This window comes from Streptomyces sp. NPDC031064 (assembly GCF_055570965.1).
Map to the genome: position 1 here is coordinate 834,976 of NZ_JBVIGF010000002.1, position 17,100 is coordinate 852,075.

Genomic DNA, 17,100 nt, shown 5'->3' on the forward strand with positions numbered 1-17,100 from the left:
ACAGATCTGACGAGGAGGCCATTGCCGTAGGGACAACCACACCCACCGGCAATGGCCTTCTTCGTATGTGCACGAGGAGATCTCCATGAACCAGGGCGCCGCACAGGGCGACGACAACACCGGTAAAAAGGCCGGCCGCTTCATGCTGAAGCTGTCCGGCGAGGCGTTCGCCGGCGGTGGTGGCCTCGGCGTCGATCCCGACGTCGTACACGCCATCGCACGCGAGATCGCCGCGGTCGTCCGCGACGGCGCGCAGATCGCGGTCGTGATCGGCGGCGGCAACTTCTTCCGCGGCGCCGAGCTGCAGGTACGCGGCATGGACCGGGCCCGCTCCGACTACATGGGCATGCTCGGTACGGTCATGAACTGCCTCGCCCTCCAGGACTTCCTGGAGAAGGAGGGCATCGACTCGCGGGTCCAGACCGCCATCACCATGGGGCAGGTCGCGGAGCCGTACATCCCGCTGCGCGCCGTGCGCCACCTGGAGAAGGGCCGCGTCGTGATCTTCGGCGCGGGCATGGGCATGCCCTACTTCTCCACCGACACCACCGCGGCCCAGCGCGCCCTGGAGATCGACGCGGAAGCTCTCCTCATGGGCAAGAACGGGGTCGACGGGGTCTACGACTCCGACCCCAAGGCCAACCCGGACGCGGTGAAATTCGACGCGCTGGAGTACGGCGAGGTGCTCTCCCGCGACCTCAAGGTCGCCGACGCCACCGCCATCACCCTCTGCCGCGACAACAACCTGCCGATCCTCGTCTTCGAACTGCTCGCGGCGGGCAATATCGCCCGGGCCGTGAAGGGTGAGAAGATCGGCACTCTCGTGAGCGACCAGGGCACCCGCACCTGATCCCCGACCCCTGGGGACGCCGGGGTGCCCCGCGAGGGGATGGACAAAGCCCTGCCGGTCGGACACCGTGCAGGGAACAGACGCGACGCAGGTTCCGCAGCCCTTTTGTACGCCGGGCCTACTCATAGACACGCAGGAGCAAGTGGTGATCGAAGAGACCCTCCTCGAGGCCGAGGAGAAGATGGAGAAGGCCGTCGTGGTCGCCAAGGAGGACTTCGCCGCGATCCGTACGGGACGTGCGCACCCGGCGATGTTCAACAAGATCGTGGCCGACTACTACGGTGCCCTCACGCCGATCAATCAACTGGCGTCGTTCTCCGTGCCGGAGCCGCGCATGGCCGTGGTGACCCCGTTCGACAAGAGCGCGCTGCGCAACATCGAGCAGGCCATCCGTGACTCGGACCTGGGCGTCAACCCGAGCAACGACGGCAACATCATCCGGGTGGTGTTCCCCGAGCTCACCGAGGAGCGCCGCCGCGAGTACATCAAGGTCGCCAAGGGCAAGGGCGAGGACGCCAAGGTGTCGATCCGCTCCGTGCGCCGCAAGGCCAAGGACGCCATCGACAAGGCGATCAAGGACGGCGACATCGGCGAGGACGAGGGCCGTCGCGCGGAGAAGGAGCTCGACGACACCACCGCGAAGTACGTCGCGCAGGTGGACGAGCTGCTCAAGCACAAGGAAGCCGAGCTGCTCGAGGTCTGATGAACGACTCTTCCTGGGGGGCCCCGCCGAGAGGCGGTCACTGGGGTCCGCCCGACCAGGGGTACCACCCGGGGTTCGCTCCGGGAGCCCCGGCGGGTCCCGCCTACGACGGGCATGAGGCACAGCAGACTCGGCCCATGCCCATCGTGCCCGACGTTCCCGCCGGCGGAGACTCCGGTGGAGACCAGGACGACCGCGACCGGGGGACCGCTCCGCTGAGCGGTCCCCCGTTCCGTCACGAGATGCCGCAGCACCAGCCGGAGCCGCAGCAGCCTCAGCCGCCGCAGCGGCCGGACAATCCGCAGGAGCCCATGCCCAGCCCGCCCCCGGGAGCGCCGCGGCCTCCGGAGCAGCCCGGCCAGCCCGGTCGGTCCGGTCGGTCGGGTCAGCCTGGCACGTCCGGTCCGTCCGGTCCTCCCGCTCCGCAGAAGAAGCGGGCCGGCCGGGACCTGCGGGCGGCCATAGGGGTCGGCGTCGGTCTCGGTGCGGTGATCGTCGCGTCGCTGTTCATCTGGAAGCCCGTCTTCGTCGGCGTGATCGCCGTAGCCGTCGTGGTCGGGCTGTGGGAGCTGACCTCCCGCCTGGAGGAGCGCAAGTCCATCAAGGCCCCGCTCGTGCCGCTCGCCGTCGGCGGCGCGGCGATGGTCGTGGCGGGGTACGTGCGGGGCGCCGAGGGAGCCTGGGTCGCCATGGCGCTCACGGGGCTCGCGGTGCTCGTGTGGCGGATGACGGAGCCGCCCGAGGGCTACCTCAAGGACGTCACGGCCGGCCTCTTCGCGGCGTTCTACGTCCCGTTCCTGGCGACGTTCGTGGCGATGATGCTCACCGCGGACGACGGCCCCTGGCGGGTGCTCACCTTCCTGCTGCTGACCGTGGTCAGCGACACCGGGGCGTACGCCGTCGGCTGGCGGTTCGGTACGCACAAGCTCGCGCCGCGGATCAGCCCCGGCAAGACCCGCGAGGGGCTCCTGGGAGCGGTGGCGTTCGCGATGGCGGCGGGCGCGCTGTGCATGGAGTTCGCCATCGACGGCGGCACCTGGTGGCAGGGCCTCCTGCTGGGCCTCGCCGTCGCGGCCAGTGCCACGCTGGGCGACCTGGGCGAGTCGATGATCAAGCGGGACCTCGGCATCAAGGACATGGGCACCTTGCTCCCGGGCCACGGCGGCATCATGGACCGGCTGGACTCGCTGCTGCCGACCGCGCCGGTGGTGTGGTTGCTGCTGGTGATCTTCGTCGGAACAGGCTGAACCGCCGTCCGGTTACCCTGGAAGGGCTCGTCGCATCGAGGCGGCGGGCCCTTTCGGCCCCGCGGCGTCGCGCGGGGATCATCCGGTGAGGTCACCCGGCTCCCGTACCGCGGCCTCGTCTTTACTGAGGAGTACCAGGTCATGCCACGCCCCGCACCGGGAGAGCTCACCTTCGTCGCCCCGCGCGGAGCCAAGAAGCCACCGCGACACCTCGCCGACCTGACGCCCGCCGAGCGCAAGGAGGCCGTCGCCGCGATCGGTGAGAAGCCGTTCCGCGCCAAGCAGCTCTCCCAGCACTACTTCGCGCGGTACGCGCACGACCCGGCCGAGTGGACGGACATCCCCGCCGCGTCCCGCGAGAAGCTCGCGGCGGAGCTGCTGCCCGACCTGATGTCGGTCGTACGGCACATCTCGTGCGACGACGACACCACCCGTAAGACCCTGTGGCGGCTGCACGACGGCACGCTCGTCGAGTCCGTCCTCATGCGGTACCCCGACCGCGTCACCATGTGCATCTCCTCGCAGGCCGGCTGCGGCATGAACTGCCCGTTCTGCGCCACCGGCCAGGCCGGGCTCGACCGGAACCTGTCGACCGCCGAGATCGTGCACCAGATCGTCGACGGGATGCGGGCCCTGCGGGACGGCGAGGTGCCGGGAGGACCGGCACGGCTGTCCAACATCGTCTTCATGGGCATGGGCGAGCCGCTCGCCAACTACAAGCGCGTCGTCGGCGCCATCCGCCGCCTCACCGACCCCGAGCCGGACGGGCTCGGGCTTTCCCAGCGCGGCATCACCGTCTCGACGGTCGGCCTGGTCCCGGCGATGCTCCGCTTCGCCGACGAGGGCTTCAAGTGCCGCCTCGCCGTCTCCCTGCACGCCCCCGACGACGAGCTGCGCGACACCCTCGTCCCCGTCAACACGCGCTGGAAGGTCCGTGAGGTCCTCGACGCCGCCTGGGAGTACGCCGAGAAGTCCGGCCGCCGGGTCTCGATCGAGTACGCCCTGATCCGCGACATCAATGACCAGGCCTGGCGCGGCGACCTGCTGGGCCGCCTCCTCAAGGGCAAGCGGGTCCACGTCAACCTGATCCCGCTCAACCCGACCCCGGGTTCGAAGTGGACCGCCTCCCGCCCCGAGGACGAGAAGGCGTTCGTCGAGGCGATCGCGAGCCATGGCGTACCGGTCACCGTCCGTGACACCCGCGGGCAGGAGATCGACGGCGCCTGTGGACAGCTCGCGGCCGCCGAGCGCTGACCTTGTAGTCTGAGCTCGAACACATCTGCATATTCCGACAGGGGAGCGCCACAGCGCTGAGAGTGCGGCACCGTCAGGCCGCAGACCCTCTGAACCTCGCCCAGGTCATTCTGGGTAGGAAGTTCGGTCGTTACTCGAGCTGTTGCGCCCTGCCCACCGCACGATGGCGGTGGGCAGGGCCGCGTCTCTTCCTGGCCACACCCAGGAGGAATCTCAGTGAGCACCACCAAGAAGATCGCGGTCGGCGCGCTCGCCGCCGCGCTGGGCGTCACGACGCTCACCGCCTGCGGGGGCGAGTCCGGCAAGGACGCCGCCGACGGCGGTACGAAGTCGAAGACCGTGACGCTCGTCAGCCACGACTCCTTCAACGCCTCCCCGGCCGTCCTGAAGGAGTTCACCAAGCAGACCGGCTACACCGTCAAGGTCCTCAAGAGCGGCGACGCGGGCGAGGCCGTCAACAAGGCCATCCTCACCAAGGGGTCCCCGCAGGGCGACGTCTTCTTCGGTGTCGACAACACCCTGCTGTCCCGGGCGCTCGACAACGAGCTCTTCGAGCCCTACGAGGCCAAGGGCTTGGACCGGGTCCCCGAGGCCGTCCAGCTCGACAAGGACAAGCACCGCGTCACGCCCGTCGACACCGGCGAGATCTGCGTCAACTACGACAAGAAGTACTTCGCGGACAAGAAGCTGGCGCCGCCGCAGACCTTCGACGACCTCGCGAAGCCCGCGTACAAGAACCTCCTCGTCGTCGAGAACCCCGAGCGGTCCTCGCCCGGCCTCGGCTTCCTGCTCGGCACGGCGGCCAAGTACGGCGACGACGGCTGGCAGGACTACTGGAAGAAGCTGAAGGCCAACGGCGTCAAGGTCGTCGATAGCTGGGAGCTCGCCTACAACCAGGAGTTCTCCGGCTCGGCCGGCGGCAAGGCCGCCAAGGGCGACCGGCCGCTCGTCGTGTCGTACGCCTCCAGCCCGCCCGTCGAGGTGCTGTACGCCAAGCCGCAGCCGGCCGAGGCGCCGACCGGCGTCTCCACCGGGACGTGCTTCCAGCAGACCGAGTTCGCCGGCCTGCTGACCGGGGCGAAGAACCCCGACGGCGGCAAGGCCCTGATCGACTTCCTGATCGGCAAGAAGTTCCAGGAGGACATGCCGCTCCAGATGTTCGTGAACCCGGTGGCGAAGGACGCGCGACTGCCGGAGCTGTTCACGAAGCACGGTGCCAAGGTGGACCAGCCGTACACCGTCGCCCCCGAGAAGATCGCCGAGAAGCGTGACGGGTGGATCCAGTCGTGGTCCTCGCTCGTCCTGAGGTAATCGCCCGCAAGGGCGGGGCGCTGCGGGCGGGGCTGATGGTCTTGCCCGTGGTGTTCTTCGCCGTCTTCTTCGCCTACCCCGTCGCCGCGATCGTCGGGCGCGGGCTGAAGACGACGGACGGCGCCTGGCAGTTCGGGCGGCTCGGCGACGTGCTGGGCCGCCCGGACATCCTGGACGTGCTCTGGTTCACCACCTGGCAGGCGCTCGCCTCCACCGCGCTCACCCTGCTGATCGCGCTGCCCGGCGCGTACGTCTTCGCCCGCTACGACTTCCCCGGCAAGGGGGTGCTGCGGGCGGTCGTCACGGTGCCGTTCGTGCTGCCGACCGTCGTCGTCGGCACCGCGTTCCTCGCCCTGCTCGGGCGGGGCGGACTGCTCGACGAGCTGTGGGGCGTGCGGCTGGACACCACCGTGTGGGCGATCCTCCTGGCGCACGTCTTCTTCAACTACGCCGTCGTCGTCCGCACCGTCGGCGGCCTGTGGTCACAGCTCGACCCGCGCCAGGAGGAGGCCGCCCGGGTGCTGGGCGCCTCGCGCTTCGGGGCGTGGCGGCGGGTGACCCTGCCCGCGCTCGCGCCCGCCGTGGCCGCCGCGGCGCTGATGATCTTCCTCTTCACGTACACCTCCTTCGGCATCGTCCAGATCCTCGGCGGGCCCGCGTACCGCACGCTGGAGGCGGAGATCTACCGGCAGACCGCGCAACTGCTGGACCTGCCGACGGCGGCGGTGCTCACCCTGGTGCAGTTCGCCGCCGTCGGCGCCATCCTCGCCGTCCACGCCCGGACGGTACGGAGGCGGGAGACCGCGCTGAAGCTGGTGGACGCCGCCCTGACCGCGCGGCGGCCGCGCGGGGCCGGGCAGTGGGCGCTGCTCGGCACCGTCCTCGTGACGATTGTTTTGCTGCTCCTGCTGCCGCTCGGGGTGCTCGTCCAGCGGTCCCTGGACGGGGGGCTCGGCTACTACCGGGCGCTCCAGGACGTGGACGCGGGCGGCGGGACGTTCCTGGTGCCGCCGGTCGAAGCCATCGGGAACTCCCTGGAGTACGCGCTCGCCGCCACCGCCATCGCGCTCGTCGTCGGCGGGCTCGCCGCCGCCGCGCTCACCAGACGCGCCGGGCGGCTGGTACGCGGCTTCGACGCGCTGCTGATGCTGCCGCTCGGCGTGTCCGCGGTGACCGTCGGCTTCGGGTTCCTGATCGCGCTGGACGAGCCGCCGCTCGACCTGCGCTCCTCGTGGATCCTGGTGCCGCTCGCCCAGGCACTGGTCGGCGTGCCCTTCGTCGTACGGACCATGCTGCCCGTGCTGCGCGCGGTGGACGCGCGGCTGCGCGAGGCGGCGGCCGTCCTCGGCGCGTCGCCGTGGCGGGTGTGGCGCGAGGTGGACCTGCCACTGGTGCGGCGGGCACTGCTGGTGGCCGCGGGGTTCGCGTTCGCCGTGTCGCTGGGCGAGTTCGGGGCGACCGTGTTCATCGCCCGGCCCGACAACCCGACCCTCCCGGTCGCCGTCGCCCGGCTCCTCGGCCGGCCCGGCGAGCTCAACTACGGCCAGGCCATGGCCCTTTCGACGATCCTGATGGTGGTGTGCGCGGTGGCCCTGCTGCTGCTCGAACGTATCCGTGTCGACCGCGCCGGGGAGCTGTGACCATGCTCGCTCTCGAGGACGTGACCGTACGCTTCGGATCACGCGTCGCCGTGGACGGGGTGTCACTGGACGTCGCCGACCACGAGATCGTGTGCGTGCTCGGGCCGAGCGGCAGCGGCAAGTCGACGCTGCTGCGGGTCGTCGCCGGGCTCCAGCCGGTCGACGCGGGCCGTGTGCTGCTCGACGGCGCCGACCAGGCGGGCGTGCCCGTGCACCGGCGGGGCGTCGGGCTCATGTTCCAGGACCACCAACTGTTCCCGCAGCGGGACGTCGGCGGCAACGTGGCGTTCGGGCTGCGGATGCGCGGCGCGTCCCGTAAGGAACAGGCCGGGCGGGTGGCCGAGTTGCTGGACCTCGTCGGGCTGCCGGGCGCCGATCGGCGGGCCGTGGCCGCCCTGTCCGGCGGCGAGCAGCAGCGCGTCGCGCTCGCCCGCGCGCTGGCCCCCAGCCCCCGGCTCCTGATGCTCGACGAACCGCTCGGCCAGCTCGACCGGGGGCTGCGCGAGCGGCTCGTGGTCGAGCTGCGGCACCTTTTCGGGCGGCTCGGTACGACCGTGCTCGCCGTCACGCACGACCAGGGCGAGGCGTTCGCGCTCGCCGACCGGGTCGTCGTCATGCGCGACGGGCGCATCGCCCAGAGCGGCACGCCGCTGGAGGTCTGGCAGCGCCCCGCCTCCGAGTTCGTCGCCCGTTTCCTGGGCTTCGACAACGTGGTCGAGGCGACGGTGACCGGCGAGGCCGCCGACACCGTGTGGGGCAAGGTCCCCGTGCCGGCCGGCTCCCCGCAAGGCGCGGTCCGGGCCCTGGTGCGCCCCGCGGGCGTACGGCTCGGCGACCCCGCCGACGGGCTGCGGTGCACCGTGGAGGGGCGCACCTTCCGGGGCCACCACGTGGCGGTACGGCTCCGGCCCGACTCGGGGCCCCTGCTGGAGGCCGAGTGCGCGCTGCGCGACGCGCCCGAGGAGGGGGCGGTCGTCGGCGTGACGTTCACGGCGGAGGAGGTCGTGGTGCTCGGCTGAGCGTCAGTCCCCGGCCGGTTCGTCGCCCGCGTCGTCCCGTACCGAGGCCGACAGGTCCAGTACGGCGCAGGCGCCGCCGCCCTCCGGGTTGGTGAACGTCAGACGGGCGCCCAGCACGCCGGCCTGGCCGGCCGCGATCGTCAGGCCCAGGCCCAGCCCCTTGCCGACGGCGCTCGTCTGGAAGCGGCGCGGTCCGCGGGCCAGCAGGTGCTCGGGGAAACCGGCGCCCCCGTCGCGGACCCGGACGACCCCGCCCTCGGCCTCCACCACGACCGGCTCGGCGCCGTGCCGCAGCGCGTTGCTCACCAGGTTCGTCAGGACCCGCTCCACGCGCCGTGCGTCCGTCTCCACCAGCGCGTCGGCAACGATGTCAAGACGGACGCCGGGGTCCTCAGCCGCCCGTACCGCCCGGCGGGCGAGCACACTCAGCTCCACCAGCCGTACGTCGGCCTTTTCGCCGCCGTTGTCGAGGCGGGCGACCTCCAGGACGTCCTCCATCAGGTCCCGCATCCGCGCGACCCGCTCCTTCACCATCGACTCGGCCTTGCCGTCCGGGAGCAGCCCGGCGGCGGCCACCAGCCCCGCGACGGGCGTGCGCAGCTCGTGCGCGATGTTCGCCGTCACCTCACGCTCCGCGCGCAGCCGCTCCGACAGCGCGTCCGCCATCGTGTTCACGGCCCGGGTCAGCGTGGCGATCTCGTCCCGCCCCGACTGGGGGAGCCGGGCGTCCAGGTCACCGCCCGTGATCTGTTCGGCCCGCCGCGCCGACAGCCGCAGCCGCCGGCCCAGCCGGGTGGCGAGCAGCAGGCCGCACAGGGTGCCCACCGCCGTACTGATCGCCCCCGTCTGGAGGATGGAGGCACGGAGCTTGTCCGACAGCGGGTCCTCGATCTGCTTGAGGGCCAGGATGTCGCCGCCGACGCCGGTGGCCGCCCAGAGCTGGCGGCGCTCCCCGTACGCCTGCATATAGGTGGCGCTGCGGCCGTCGAGGACGGCGCGGCGCAGCTCGTCGGGCATGTTGGGCGGGTTGACCTTGACGCCGAACCGGGCCTGTCCGTCCGCCCGGTAGCCGCGCTCGGCGATGGCGAGCCGTTCCATGGCCTGGTCCCTGGCCCGCTGCTCCATCAGTGCCGGCACCTGCACACTCGTCACCAGCACGGCGAGTGCGGCGGTCGCCGCGATCGTGGCGCCTATCTTGAGCCGTAGCCCCATGTCTCATCTCCCTGCCGGGAGTCTACGAGGGGGCTGTTCAGCCGATGCGGGCGAGTTCCCGGGGTGCCTGGCCGGCGTCGGAGGACGGCTCCAACTCCGGCTCGCCGAACCACGCCACCGCGACCGCGCCCGCCACCGCCAGCACGAAGCCCACCACCGCCAGCCACGCGAACCCCGGCCGCGACGCGTCCCCCAGCCACAGCACGCCGATCATGCCGGGCAGGACCGTCTCGCCCACCACCAGCGCCGCGGTCGCCCCGTTCACCGAGCCGATCTGGAGCGCGACCGTGTGCAGGTACATCCCGCCCACGCCGGCGACGAGGATCGCGTACAGCGCCGGGTCCGCCAGCAGCGCGCCCAGGTCGAACGGGTCGATGCCGTTCAGCACGCGTACGCCGACCCCCAGCGCGCCGAAGCCCAGACCGGACAGCAGACCGGCCAGGATCGCCGCCCGCGCGCCCAGCAGCCGCACCACGACCGTCCCGCCCACCATCAGCAGCAGCGACACGGCCAGCAGCCACCAGTGCGTGGCGATCGGCGTGTGACCGCTGCCCTCGGGGCCCGCCGCCGTGGCCAGCAGCACCAGCGCCGAGCACACGACACCGATGGAGGTCCACTCGGCGCGCGTCAGCCGGATGCCGAGCAGCCGCACGCTCAGTACGGCGGTGATCACCAGGTTGGCGCTGATCACCGTCTGCGACAGGAACAGCGGCAGCATCCGGGCGGCCAGCGCGCCCAGCCCGAAACCGACGAAATCCAGGACCGTACCGACGATGAACTCCCAGGTCATCGCCGCCTTGGCGGTCGAGGAGAGGGACGGCCCGCCGTGCTGGGTCGTCAGCCCGGCCGCCGCCTCCCGGCGGGCCGACTTGCGCGACCCCACGGCTTGCAGGACCGAGCCCGTGCCGTAGCAGATCGAGGCGGCGACGGCCGTCAACAGTCCTATGAGCACGTCCGGCTCCGTTTCGTCGGTCGGGTGACTTACGTCTGCCAGACGGGGAAACGGGCCCGGACGTTGCTTTTGTCAGCGTTCCCTGTCAGGCGGGTGCGGACGCGTCGCGGCCCGGGAGCACCAGCCCCAGCTCGTACGCCAGGATCACCGCCTGCGCCCGGTCCCTGAGGTTCATCTTCGCGAAGAGCCGGTTGATGTGGGTCTTCACGGTGTGGTCGGTGATGGTGAGCGCCTCCGCGATCTCCGCGTTCGACAGGCCCCGGGCGATCAGCACCAGCACCTCCACCTCCCGGGCGGTCAGCCCGTCGACCGGCCGCGGCGGCAGCACCCCGGCCCGCTGGCGGGCGAACTCCGCGACCAGCCGCCGCGTCACGGCCGGCGCCAGCAGCGCGTCGCCGCGCGCGACCACCCGTACCGCGTGCAGCAGTTCCGGGAACGTGGCGTCCTTGAGCAGGAAGCCGCTCGCACCCGCCGCCAGCGCGTCGTACACGTACTCGTCCAGGTCGAAGGTCGTCAGCATCAGCACCTTCGTCGCCCCGCCGGACGCGGCGAGGATCTCGCGGGCGGCCTGGATGCCGTTCTTGTGCGGCATCCGGATGTCCAGCAGCGCGAGGTCGGGCCGCTGCTCGGCCGCCACCCGGACGGCCTGCGCACCGTCCTCGGCCTCGCCGACGACGTCGATGTCGTCCTGGGTCGCGAGCAGGTTGACGAAACCGGTGCGGACGACCGCCTGGTCGTCGGCCACGATCGCCCTGATCGTCGCGGGAGTCACCATGGCAGTACCGCCTCCACGAGAAAGCCGCCGTTCGGGCCCGGGCCGGTGCGTACGCTTCCCCCGAGAAGCGTGGCCCGTTCGCGCATGCCGGTGAGACCGTGTCCCGTGCCGTCGGTCTCCTCGGGAGGGCCCGGGCCGTCGTCCGCCACGCGTATGGTCAGCCGGTCCGAGGCGTACGCGATGTCCACCACCGTATGGGCTCCGGGGGCGTGCCTGCGCGCGTTGGTCAGCGCCTCCTGGACGATGCGGTACGCGGACAGCTCCCACCCGGCCGGGAGCGCCACCCGCTCGCCGCTCACCCGGAGGTCCGCGCTGCCGCCCACGGCACGGTGCTGCTCCACCAGTTCCTCCAGCCCCGCGAGCGTCGGCTGCGGTGCCGTCGCCGCCCGGTCGCCGGGGCGGGTGCGCAACACGCCCAGCAGGCGGCGCAGTTCGGTCATCGACGAGCGGGCCGTGCCGGCGATCTGCTGGAGCGCGTCGCGTGCCTCGGAAGACAGGCCCGGTGTCGTGTACGTCGCGCTCTCCGCCTGTACGGCGATCATCGACACCGAGTGCGCGACGACGTCGTGCAGCTCCCGCGCGATCGCGGCGCGCTCCGCCTCGGCCGCCTGCCGCCGCTCCATCGCGAGCAACCGTTCCTGCGCGGCGGCCCGTTCGTCGCGGGCCTCCTCACGCGCGCGTACCGCGTCGCCCGCGCACACCGCGCCCAGGACCACCACGGTCAGCAGGAACGTCTCCGCGTACAGGCCCGGGTCCAGCCGGTGGCCCTCGACGAGGGACGGCCGCACCGCCGGGGCCATGGCCGCCCACTTCGGGATGTGCACCAGGTTCACGCCCAGCGACGCGAGCGCCCCCGCGCCGACCAGCACCGCCGGGTGCTGCACCCGGTGGCGGCCCAGGGTGTAGAGGCCCATCAGACCGCTGATCACCGTCACCAGGTACAGGCTCGTGTCGGCGCCGAAGCCGATGAACGCGGCGGCGACGGTGAGCAGTGCCGTCTCCGGACGGGTACGGCGCCACATCAGTGAGGCGGACGAGATGAGGACCGAGCCCGCCACCCATGGCGAGCCCGGCACCAGCGCCAGCTCCACGACCGTGCCGCCGGTGAGGACGGCCCCGGTCACCCAGGGGTAGGCGGGACTTCTGACGAGCGCGTTCATGGCCCCGATTCTCGCGGGGGTGGGCGGGACGCGCGTCGGAGCACGGGTTGATCCGTGGGCCCTCCCTCATGCCACGGGTGGGCTCCGAAGACCGGATTCACGGGTGACGTGCGGGCGTTGGGACGTTCCTAGCCTCGACCGCATGATCGAGCGGAGTGGAACGCGGGTCGTCTGGGCGGGGTGTGCGGGCGTCGCCGGTGGCCTCGCCGCGGTGTCCGACCTGGGCCCGCACCGGATGTGGGGCGTCACCGCGGCCCTCGGCTACGGGGCGGCGGCGCTGCTCGCGGCCCACCGCCGCGTGGCGATGGGCGCCGCCCTGCTGGGGGCGGTGGCGGTGCCGCTGGTGCTGCTCGTGGCGACCGGCCGGGGGCAGTTGGAGGTGGCCGTCGTCGAACGGTCGGGCGCGCTGCTGGTGGCGACCGGCGTCCCGTACGCGCCGGAGCCGGGCGGACTCGCCGACTACAACCCGTACCTGCCGGGGATGGCGGTCCTCGGGGCGCTGCCGGGGGACGCGCGGTGGTGGATGGGCGGCGTGTTCGTCGCGTCCCTGGCCGCGGTGCGGGCTTCGCCCTGGGTGGTCGCGTGCCCGCTGGTCGCCCTCCCGCTGGCCGTGGGCGGCGTCGACCTGCCGGTCGCCGGCCTCATGACCCTGGGCCTCGCCCTCGCCGGGCGCGGCCGTGCGGGGCTCGCCGGGCTCGCCCTCGGCGCGGCGGCCGCCCTCAAGTGGACGGCCTGGCCGGCGCTGCCGGTGGCGTTGGCGCTGCTGGTGGGGGACCGCGCGGTGGGCCGCCCACCTCCGTGGCGGGCAGTCGTTCCGCCGGGCGATGGGGGTCCCCCCTGCCCGAGCGGAGCCGAGAGCTTGGGGGAGGGTGGGCACAACGGACGGGGGCGGTGCGGCCACGCCGGGTGCGTGGGGGGCGGGGCCCCTCCGGGCTCGCCTCCTCAAGGCCGGCGGCCTGGGGCGCCGGTAAAGGGAGCCGTTACGGAGCCGCCAACCTCTGCGGGGGCGACCCTGCACGGCCCCACCCCGGCCGGATGCCATCTGCGGGCCGTCCTGTGGTGTGCGGGGGCCGCGGTGGGTCTTGCCGGGGCGGTCACCGTGCCGGTCGCGTGCGCCAGGCCGGGCGCCTTTTACGCGCACGTCGTCGCCTTCCCGCTCGGGCTCACCGGCACCGAGTCGCCCGCCGCCAGCCCCTTCCCGGGGCGGCTGCTGGCCGCGTACGTGCCCGGGGGCGCCGTCGTCGCGGCGGTGCTGCTGGCGGCGAGTGCCGTGTGCGTCGCCGTCTCGCTCGTCGTGCGCCCGCCCCGGACCGTACGTGCGGCGGCGGGGCGGCTCGCGCTCGGGCTGACCCTCGCGATCGCGTTCATGCCCGCGACCCGGTTCGGCTACCTCGTCCACCCGTTCGTCCTGCTCGCGTGCCTCTCAGGGAGGGCCCATGCACCGTACGCTCGTCGTCACCAACGACTTCCCGCCCCGGCAGGGCGGCATCGAGACGTTCGTGAAGGCGGTGACGGACCGGTTCCCGCCCGGCCGGGTGGTGGTGTACACGTCGGCGGAGGCGGGCGCCGCCGCGCACGACGCCGGGCTTCCGTACCCGGTCGTCCGTGACCGCGCCCGGATGCTGCTGCCCACGCCGCGCGTGACCGCCCGGGCCGTCGCGCTGGCCCGCGAGCACGGCTGTGACAGCGTCTGGTTCGGGGCCGCCGCGCCGCTCGGGCTGATGGCCGGCCGGCTGCGGCGGGAGGCCGGGGTGCGGCGGTCGGTCGCCACGACGCACGGCCACGAGGTGTGGTGGGCCCGCACGCCCGGCGCCCGGGCCCTGCTGCGGCGCATCGGTGAGCGGGTGGACGTCGTCACGTACCTGGGGGCGAGTACCCGGGCGCCCATCGCCGCCGCGATCGGGCCGGGGCCGAGGCTCGCGCGGCTCGTGCCCGGCGTGGACGCCGATGTGTTCCGGCCCGGCGCCGACGCGGGCCTCGTACGCCGCCGTTACGGCCTCGGCGCCGCCCCGGTCATCCTGTGCGCCGCCCGGCTGGTCGCCCGCAAGGGCCAGGACACCCTGATCCGCGCCCTGCCGGGGGTCCACGCGCGCGTGCCGGACGCCCGCCTGCTGCTCGTCGGGTCCGGTCCGTACGAGAGCCGTCTGCGTGACCTGGCCGCCGAGCACGGCGTGACGGGAGCGGTCGTCTTCGCGGGCGGCCACGCGCACGCCGAACTGCCGCCCTTCTACGCGGCCGCCGACGTGTTCGCGATGCCCTGCAGAAGCCGCAAGCGCGGCCTGGAGGTCGAGGGCCTCGGCATCGTGTACCTGGAGGCCGCCGCGGCCGGGCTCCCGGTCGTCGCGGGCGACTCGGGCGGCGCGCCCGACGCCGTACGGGACGGGGAGACCGGCCATGTCGTCGACGGGCGGGACGCGGCGGCGGTGGCCGAGGGGCTCGTCCGGCTGCTGGTGGACCGTCAGGTGGCGTGGGCGATGGGGGAGAAGGGGCGGGACTGGGTACGCGCCGAGTGGAGCTGGGAGCGTACGTACGACACGCTCGCCGGCCTCCTGGGCGACGGCGGTGGGGGTCAGTGACGGAGGAGCGCGCAGACGAAGTCCTCCTGGACCTTGCGCATCTTGGCCACCAGCTCCGGCCGGGACACCTGGGTGTTGAGGGTGAACGTCATCGAGCGCTTGCCGTCGGGTGTGGCCACGGCGAGCTGGGTGTACCCCAGGACGCTGCCCGTGTGGCCGTGGACGACGCCGCAGCGGGTGGTGTACTTGAACAGCGCCAGACCGGCCTCGTTGCGGCCCGGGCCGGGGTTCACCGACGAGCCCTTCACCCATGCCGTCTGCTGCTTGCGGGTCTCCTTGGACAGGAGCCGGCCGCCCCCGTAGGCGCGCATGAAGGCGTTCAGGTCGTTCGGCGTGGAGACCATGCCGCCCGAGGCCCAGATGGCCGACCCGCTGACGGCGTTGCTGACGTCCTCCAGCGGCCCTGACGGCTCGAAGGCGTAGCCGTGGAGGTAGGGCCGGGGGAGCCGGTGTCCCCGCGGCAGGCTGGTGTGGCGCACGCCGAGCGGCCGGAAGACGAGCCGGTGCAGCAACTCCTCGTACCGACGGCCCGTGGCCGCCTCCGCCATGAGGGCCACCACGATGTTGTCGGAGTTGTCGTACCGGTAGCGCGAGCCCGGCTTGAACATGAGGGGCTCGTCGGCGACGAAGTCCAGCAGCCTGCGCGGGTCGAACTCGCGGCTGGGGTCGGCCGCGAACAGCTCCAGGAAGTCGCGGTCCTCGGTGTAGTCCGGCAGCCCGCTGGTGTGCTGGAGCAGGTGGCGGAGCGTCACCTTGTGCCAGGCTTTGGGCAGCCAGGGCAGGCGTTTGCCGATCGTGTCGCCGAGCCGCAGCTCGTCGCGGTCCACGAGCTGGAGCGCCACGGCGCCGCTGTAGGCCTTGGACACACTGGCGATCCGCATGTGGTCGCCCCTCTGCGGGGGTCGGCCTGACTTCACATCGCCCACGCCCGCCCGGTACACCTTCACGTCCCGGCCCCGCTGGAGCACGGCGATGGCCCCGGGTGCCCCGTCCGGGGGGCCCACCAGTTCCTCCAGCGCCTTGTGCAGCGCGCGGTCGCGGTCGTCGGGTCGCTGTCCCTCGGCGTGCGCCGGTGCGGTGACCAGGGCGGCGGCGCACGCCCCGGCGGCGAGCAGGGCGGCGGTGAGTCGCAGGCGGGTGTGGGTCGGTGCTGCGGGCATACCGGTGTACCTCCTGGGCGGTTGGCGCCCGGCGCGTGCCGGGTGTCGCTCAGGGCCCAGCATCCGGTGGCCCGTCCGGCGGCGCCCGCCTGGTGGGCCATCCGCGCTATCGGGTGCCCAGTCGCCGCAGCGCCTCCGGGGCCTCCTCCACGCCGTCGACGAGGGCGATGCGCGGCTCCATGGAGCGGCCGGCGGCGAGGGCCCGCAGCAGGGGCCAGGCGGGCAGGTGCTCGGTCCAGTGGGTGCGGTTGACCAGGACCATGGGGGTGGGTTCGCCGCGCGACTCGTAGTAGTTGGGGGTGGCGTTGTCGAAGATCTCCTGGACGGTGCCGGCAGCCCCGGGGAGGAAGACGACCCCCGCGTTGCAACGGGCCAGCAGCCCGTCCTCGCGGGTGGCGTTGGCGAAGTACTTGGCCGTGTGGGAGGCGAAGGCGTTCGGCGGCTCGTGGCCGTAGAACCAGGTGGGGATGCCCACCGAGTCGCCGCCCTCCGGCCACCGGGACCGCACCTCGAAGGCCGCCCGCGCCCAGTCGCCCACGGACGGGGCGAACGACGGCTCCTTGCCGAGCAGCAGCAGCGCCTCCTCCAGCATCGCGTCGTCGTACGGCGCGGCGTACGCGCCCAGGTTGGCCGCCTCCATGGCGCCGGGTCCGCCACCCGTCGCGACGGTCAGCCCGGCGCGGGCGAGGCTGCGGCCGAGGCGGGCGGCACCCGCGTACGCGTCCGTGCCGCGCGCCATGGCGTGCCCGCCCATCACGCCCACCACACGCGTGCCGTCGAGGTGTTCGTCGAGCGCGTCGGAGACCGCGTCGTCGTGCACGGCCCGCAGCATCGACGCGAAGATGTCGCCGTCCGCCTTCGTCCGCTGGAACCAGGCGTAGGTCAGCGCGTCCGGGGTGTGCTCGTAACCCCGCTCGGCGAGCCCGGCGAACAGCTCGCCGGGGGAGTACAGCAGGCCCCGGTACGGGTCGAACGGCACGTCCGGCACGGGCGGGAAGACGAGCGCCCCCTCCGCCCGGACCTTCGCGGCGGCGTCCGGCTCCATGCGGCAGCCGAGGAAGACGGCGCCCGTCACCGGAAGGGCGAGCAACGCGCTCGTACGCTCCGTCAGATCCACCGACTGGAGGCGGTGGCCGACGAGACTGCCGCGCGCGGCCACCTCGTCGAACTCCTGGAGCGTTTCGATCTCGCGGTCGTGGCCGTGCCGAGGGGAGTGCGCCATGCCGACACGATAGTCGTAC

The 17,100-nt window shown here is 72.9% G+C and carries 15 protein-coding genes; 9 read left to right on the forward strand and 6 right to left on the reverse strand.

The features are described 5' to 3' along the window. The first annotated feature begins 85 nt into the window (after positions 1-85). The 7 genes from pyrH (at position 86) to ACZ46W_RS10500 (ending at position 8,024) form a co-directional block, all read left to right on the forward strand. On the forward strand, positions 86-850 hold the full coding sequence (gene pyrH / locus ACZ46W_RS10470) for a UMP kinase (RefSeq protein ID WP_468334371.1): 765 nt from the start codon (positions 86-88) through the stop codon (positions 848-850). A 145-nt stretch (positions 851-995) separates the two neighbouring features. Next, positions 996-1,553: a ribosome recycling factor gene (gene frr, locus ACZ46W_RS10475; RefSeq protein WP_366131742.1), complete on the forward strand. Its 558-nt coding sequence runs from the start codon at positions 996-998 to the stop codon at positions 1,551-1,553. After that, positions 1,553-2,800 (forward strand): phosphatidate cytidylyltransferase, encoded by a 1,248-nt coding sequence (locus ACZ46W_RS10480; protein ID WP_468334375.1) that lies wholly within the window; start codon positions 1,553-1,555, stop codon positions 2,798-2,800. The genes frr and ACZ46W_RS10480 overlap by 1 nt, the downstream gene beginning before the upstream one ends. 141 nt (positions 2,801-2,941) lie before the next feature. Then, positions 2,942-4,054, forward strand: a complete 1,113-nt coding sequence (gene rlmN, locus ACZ46W_RS10485) for a dual-specificity RNA methyltransferase RlmN (protein ID WP_392277069.1) — start codon at positions 2,942-2,944, stop codon at positions 4,052-4,054. Positions 4,055-4,270: 216 nt separating this feature from the next. Then, a complete protein-coding gene (locus ACZ46W_RS10490) occupies positions 4,271-5,365 on the forward strand; it encodes a thiamine ABC transporter substrate-binding protein (protein WP_468334379.1) in 1,095 nt (364 codons plus the stop codon). 35 nt (positions 5,366-5,400) lie between these two features. Beyond that, positions 5,401-7,005 carry an ABC transporter permease gene (locus ACZ46W_RS10495; RefSeq protein ID WP_468334756.1) on the forward strand — a complete coding sequence of 535 codons (1,605 nt, stop codon included), beginning with the start codon at positions 5,401-5,403 and terminating at the stop codon, positions 7,003-7,005. A 2-nt stretch (positions 7,006-7,007) separates the two neighbouring features. Continuing rightward, positions 7,008-8,024, forward strand: coding sequence for an ABC transporter ATP-binding protein (locus tag ACZ46W_RS10500; protein WP_468334382.1), 1,017 nt, complete (start codon positions 7,008-7,010; stop codon positions 8,022-8,024). Between the two features lie 3 nt (positions 8,025-8,027). Here ACZ46W_RS10500 and ACZ46W_RS10505 read toward each other — a convergent pair whose 3' ends face one another. The 4 genes from ACZ46W_RS10505 to ACZ46W_RS10520 form a co-directional block, all read right to left on the reverse strand. Continuing rightward, a complete protein-coding gene (locus ACZ46W_RS10505; protein WP_468334385.1) occupies positions 8,028-9,236 on the reverse strand; it encodes a sensor histidine kinase in 1,209 nt (402 codons plus the stop codon). 37 nt (positions 9,237-9,273) lie between these two features. After that, positions 9,274-10,188, reverse strand: a complete 915-nt coding sequence (locus tag ACZ46W_RS10510) for a DMT family protein (protein ID WP_468334388.1) — start codon at positions 10,186-10,188, stop codon at positions 9,274-9,276. Positions 10,189-10,273: 85 nt separating this feature from the next. Further along, positions 10,274-10,963, reverse strand: a complete 690-nt coding sequence (locus tag ACZ46W_RS10515) for a response regulator (protein WP_468334391.1) — start codon at positions 10,961-10,963, stop codon at positions 10,274-10,276. After that, a complete protein-coding gene (locus ACZ46W_RS10520) occupies positions 10,957-12,123 on the reverse strand; it encodes a sensor histidine kinase (protein WP_468334394.1) in 1,167 nt (388 codons plus the stop codon). The genes ACZ46W_RS10515 and ACZ46W_RS10520 overlap by 7 nt, the downstream gene beginning before the upstream one ends. A 142-nt stretch (positions 12,124-12,265) precedes the next feature. Here ACZ46W_RS10520 and ACZ46W_RS10525 point away from each other — a divergent pair, with 142 nt between their 5' ends. Further along, entirely contained in the window at positions 12,266-13,732 is a 1,467-nt protein-coding gene (locus ACZ46W_RS10525) for a hypothetical protein (RefSeq protein WP_468334397.1), read from the forward strand. After that, entirely contained in the window at positions 13,632-14,699 is a 1,068-nt protein-coding gene (locus ACZ46W_RS10530) for a glycosyltransferase family 4 protein (RefSeq protein WP_468334759.1), read from the forward strand. Before ACZ46W_RS10525 ends, ACZ46W_RS10530 begins: the two co-directional genes overlap by 101 nt. Here the strand turns inward: ACZ46W_RS10530 and ACZ46W_RS10535 are convergent. Together ACZ46W_RS10535 and ACZ46W_RS10540 are read right to left on the reverse strand one after the other, a co-directional pair. Continuing rightward, on the reverse strand, positions 14,693-15,859 hold the full coding sequence (locus tag ACZ46W_RS10535) for a serine hydrolase domain-containing protein (protein ID WP_468334400.1): 1,167 nt from the start codon (positions 15,857-15,859) through the stop codon (positions 14,693-14,695). The genes ACZ46W_RS10530 and ACZ46W_RS10535 overlap by 7 nt on opposite strands. A 106-nt stretch (positions 15,860-15,965) precedes the next feature. Continuing rightward, complete coding sequence (locus tag ACZ46W_RS10540; protein WP_468334403.1) at positions 15,966-17,081, reverse strand: LOG family protein; 1,116 nt, start codon at positions 17,079-17,081, stop codon at positions 15,966-15,968. Between the last annotated feature and the right edge of the window lie 19 nt (positions 17,082-17,100).

Coding starts and splice junctions, on each gene's coding strand:
- ACZ46W_RS10495 (WP_468334756.1), top strand. CDS start 5,401: ATGGTCTTGCCCGTGGTGTTCTTCGCCGTCTTCTTCGCCTACCCCGTC.
- ACZ46W_RS10505 (WP_468334385.1), bottom strand. CDS start 9,236: ATGGGGCTACGGCTCAAGATAGGCGCCACGATCGCGGCGACCGCCGCA.
- ACZ46W_RS10525 (WP_468334397.1), top strand. CDS start 12,266: ATGATCGAGCGGAGTGGAACGCGGGTCGTCTGGGCGGGGTGTGCGGGC.
- ACZ46W_RS10480 (WP_468334375.1), top strand. CDS start 1,553: ATGAACGACTCTTCCTGGGGGGCCCCGCCGAGAGGCGGTCACTGGGGT.
- ACZ46W_RS10500 (WP_468334382.1), top strand. CDS start 7,008: ATGCTCGCTCTCGAGGACGTGACCGTACGCTTCGGATCACGCGTCGCC.
- pyrH (WP_468334371.1), top strand. CDS start 86: ATGAACCAGGGCGCCGCACAGGGCGACGACAACACCGGTAAAAAGGCC.
- ACZ46W_RS10540 (WP_468334403.1), bottom strand. CDS start 17,081: ATGGCGCACTCCCCTCGGCACGGCCACGACCGCGAGATCGAAACGCTC.
- ACZ46W_RS10520 (WP_468334394.1), bottom strand. CDS start 12,123: ATGAACGCGCTCGTCAGAAGTCCCGCCTACCCCTGGGTGACCGGGGCC.
- ACZ46W_RS10515 (WP_468334391.1), bottom strand. CDS start 10,963: ATGGTGACTCCCGCGACGATCAGGGCGATCGTGGCCGACGACCAGGCG.
- ACZ46W_RS10535 (WP_468334400.1), bottom strand. CDS start 15,859: ATGCCCGCAGCACCGACCCACACCCGCCTGCGACTCACCGCCGCCCTG.
- rlmN (WP_392277069.1), top strand. CDS start 2,942: ATGCCACGCCCCGCACCGGGAGAGCTCACCTTCGTCGCCCCGCGCGGA.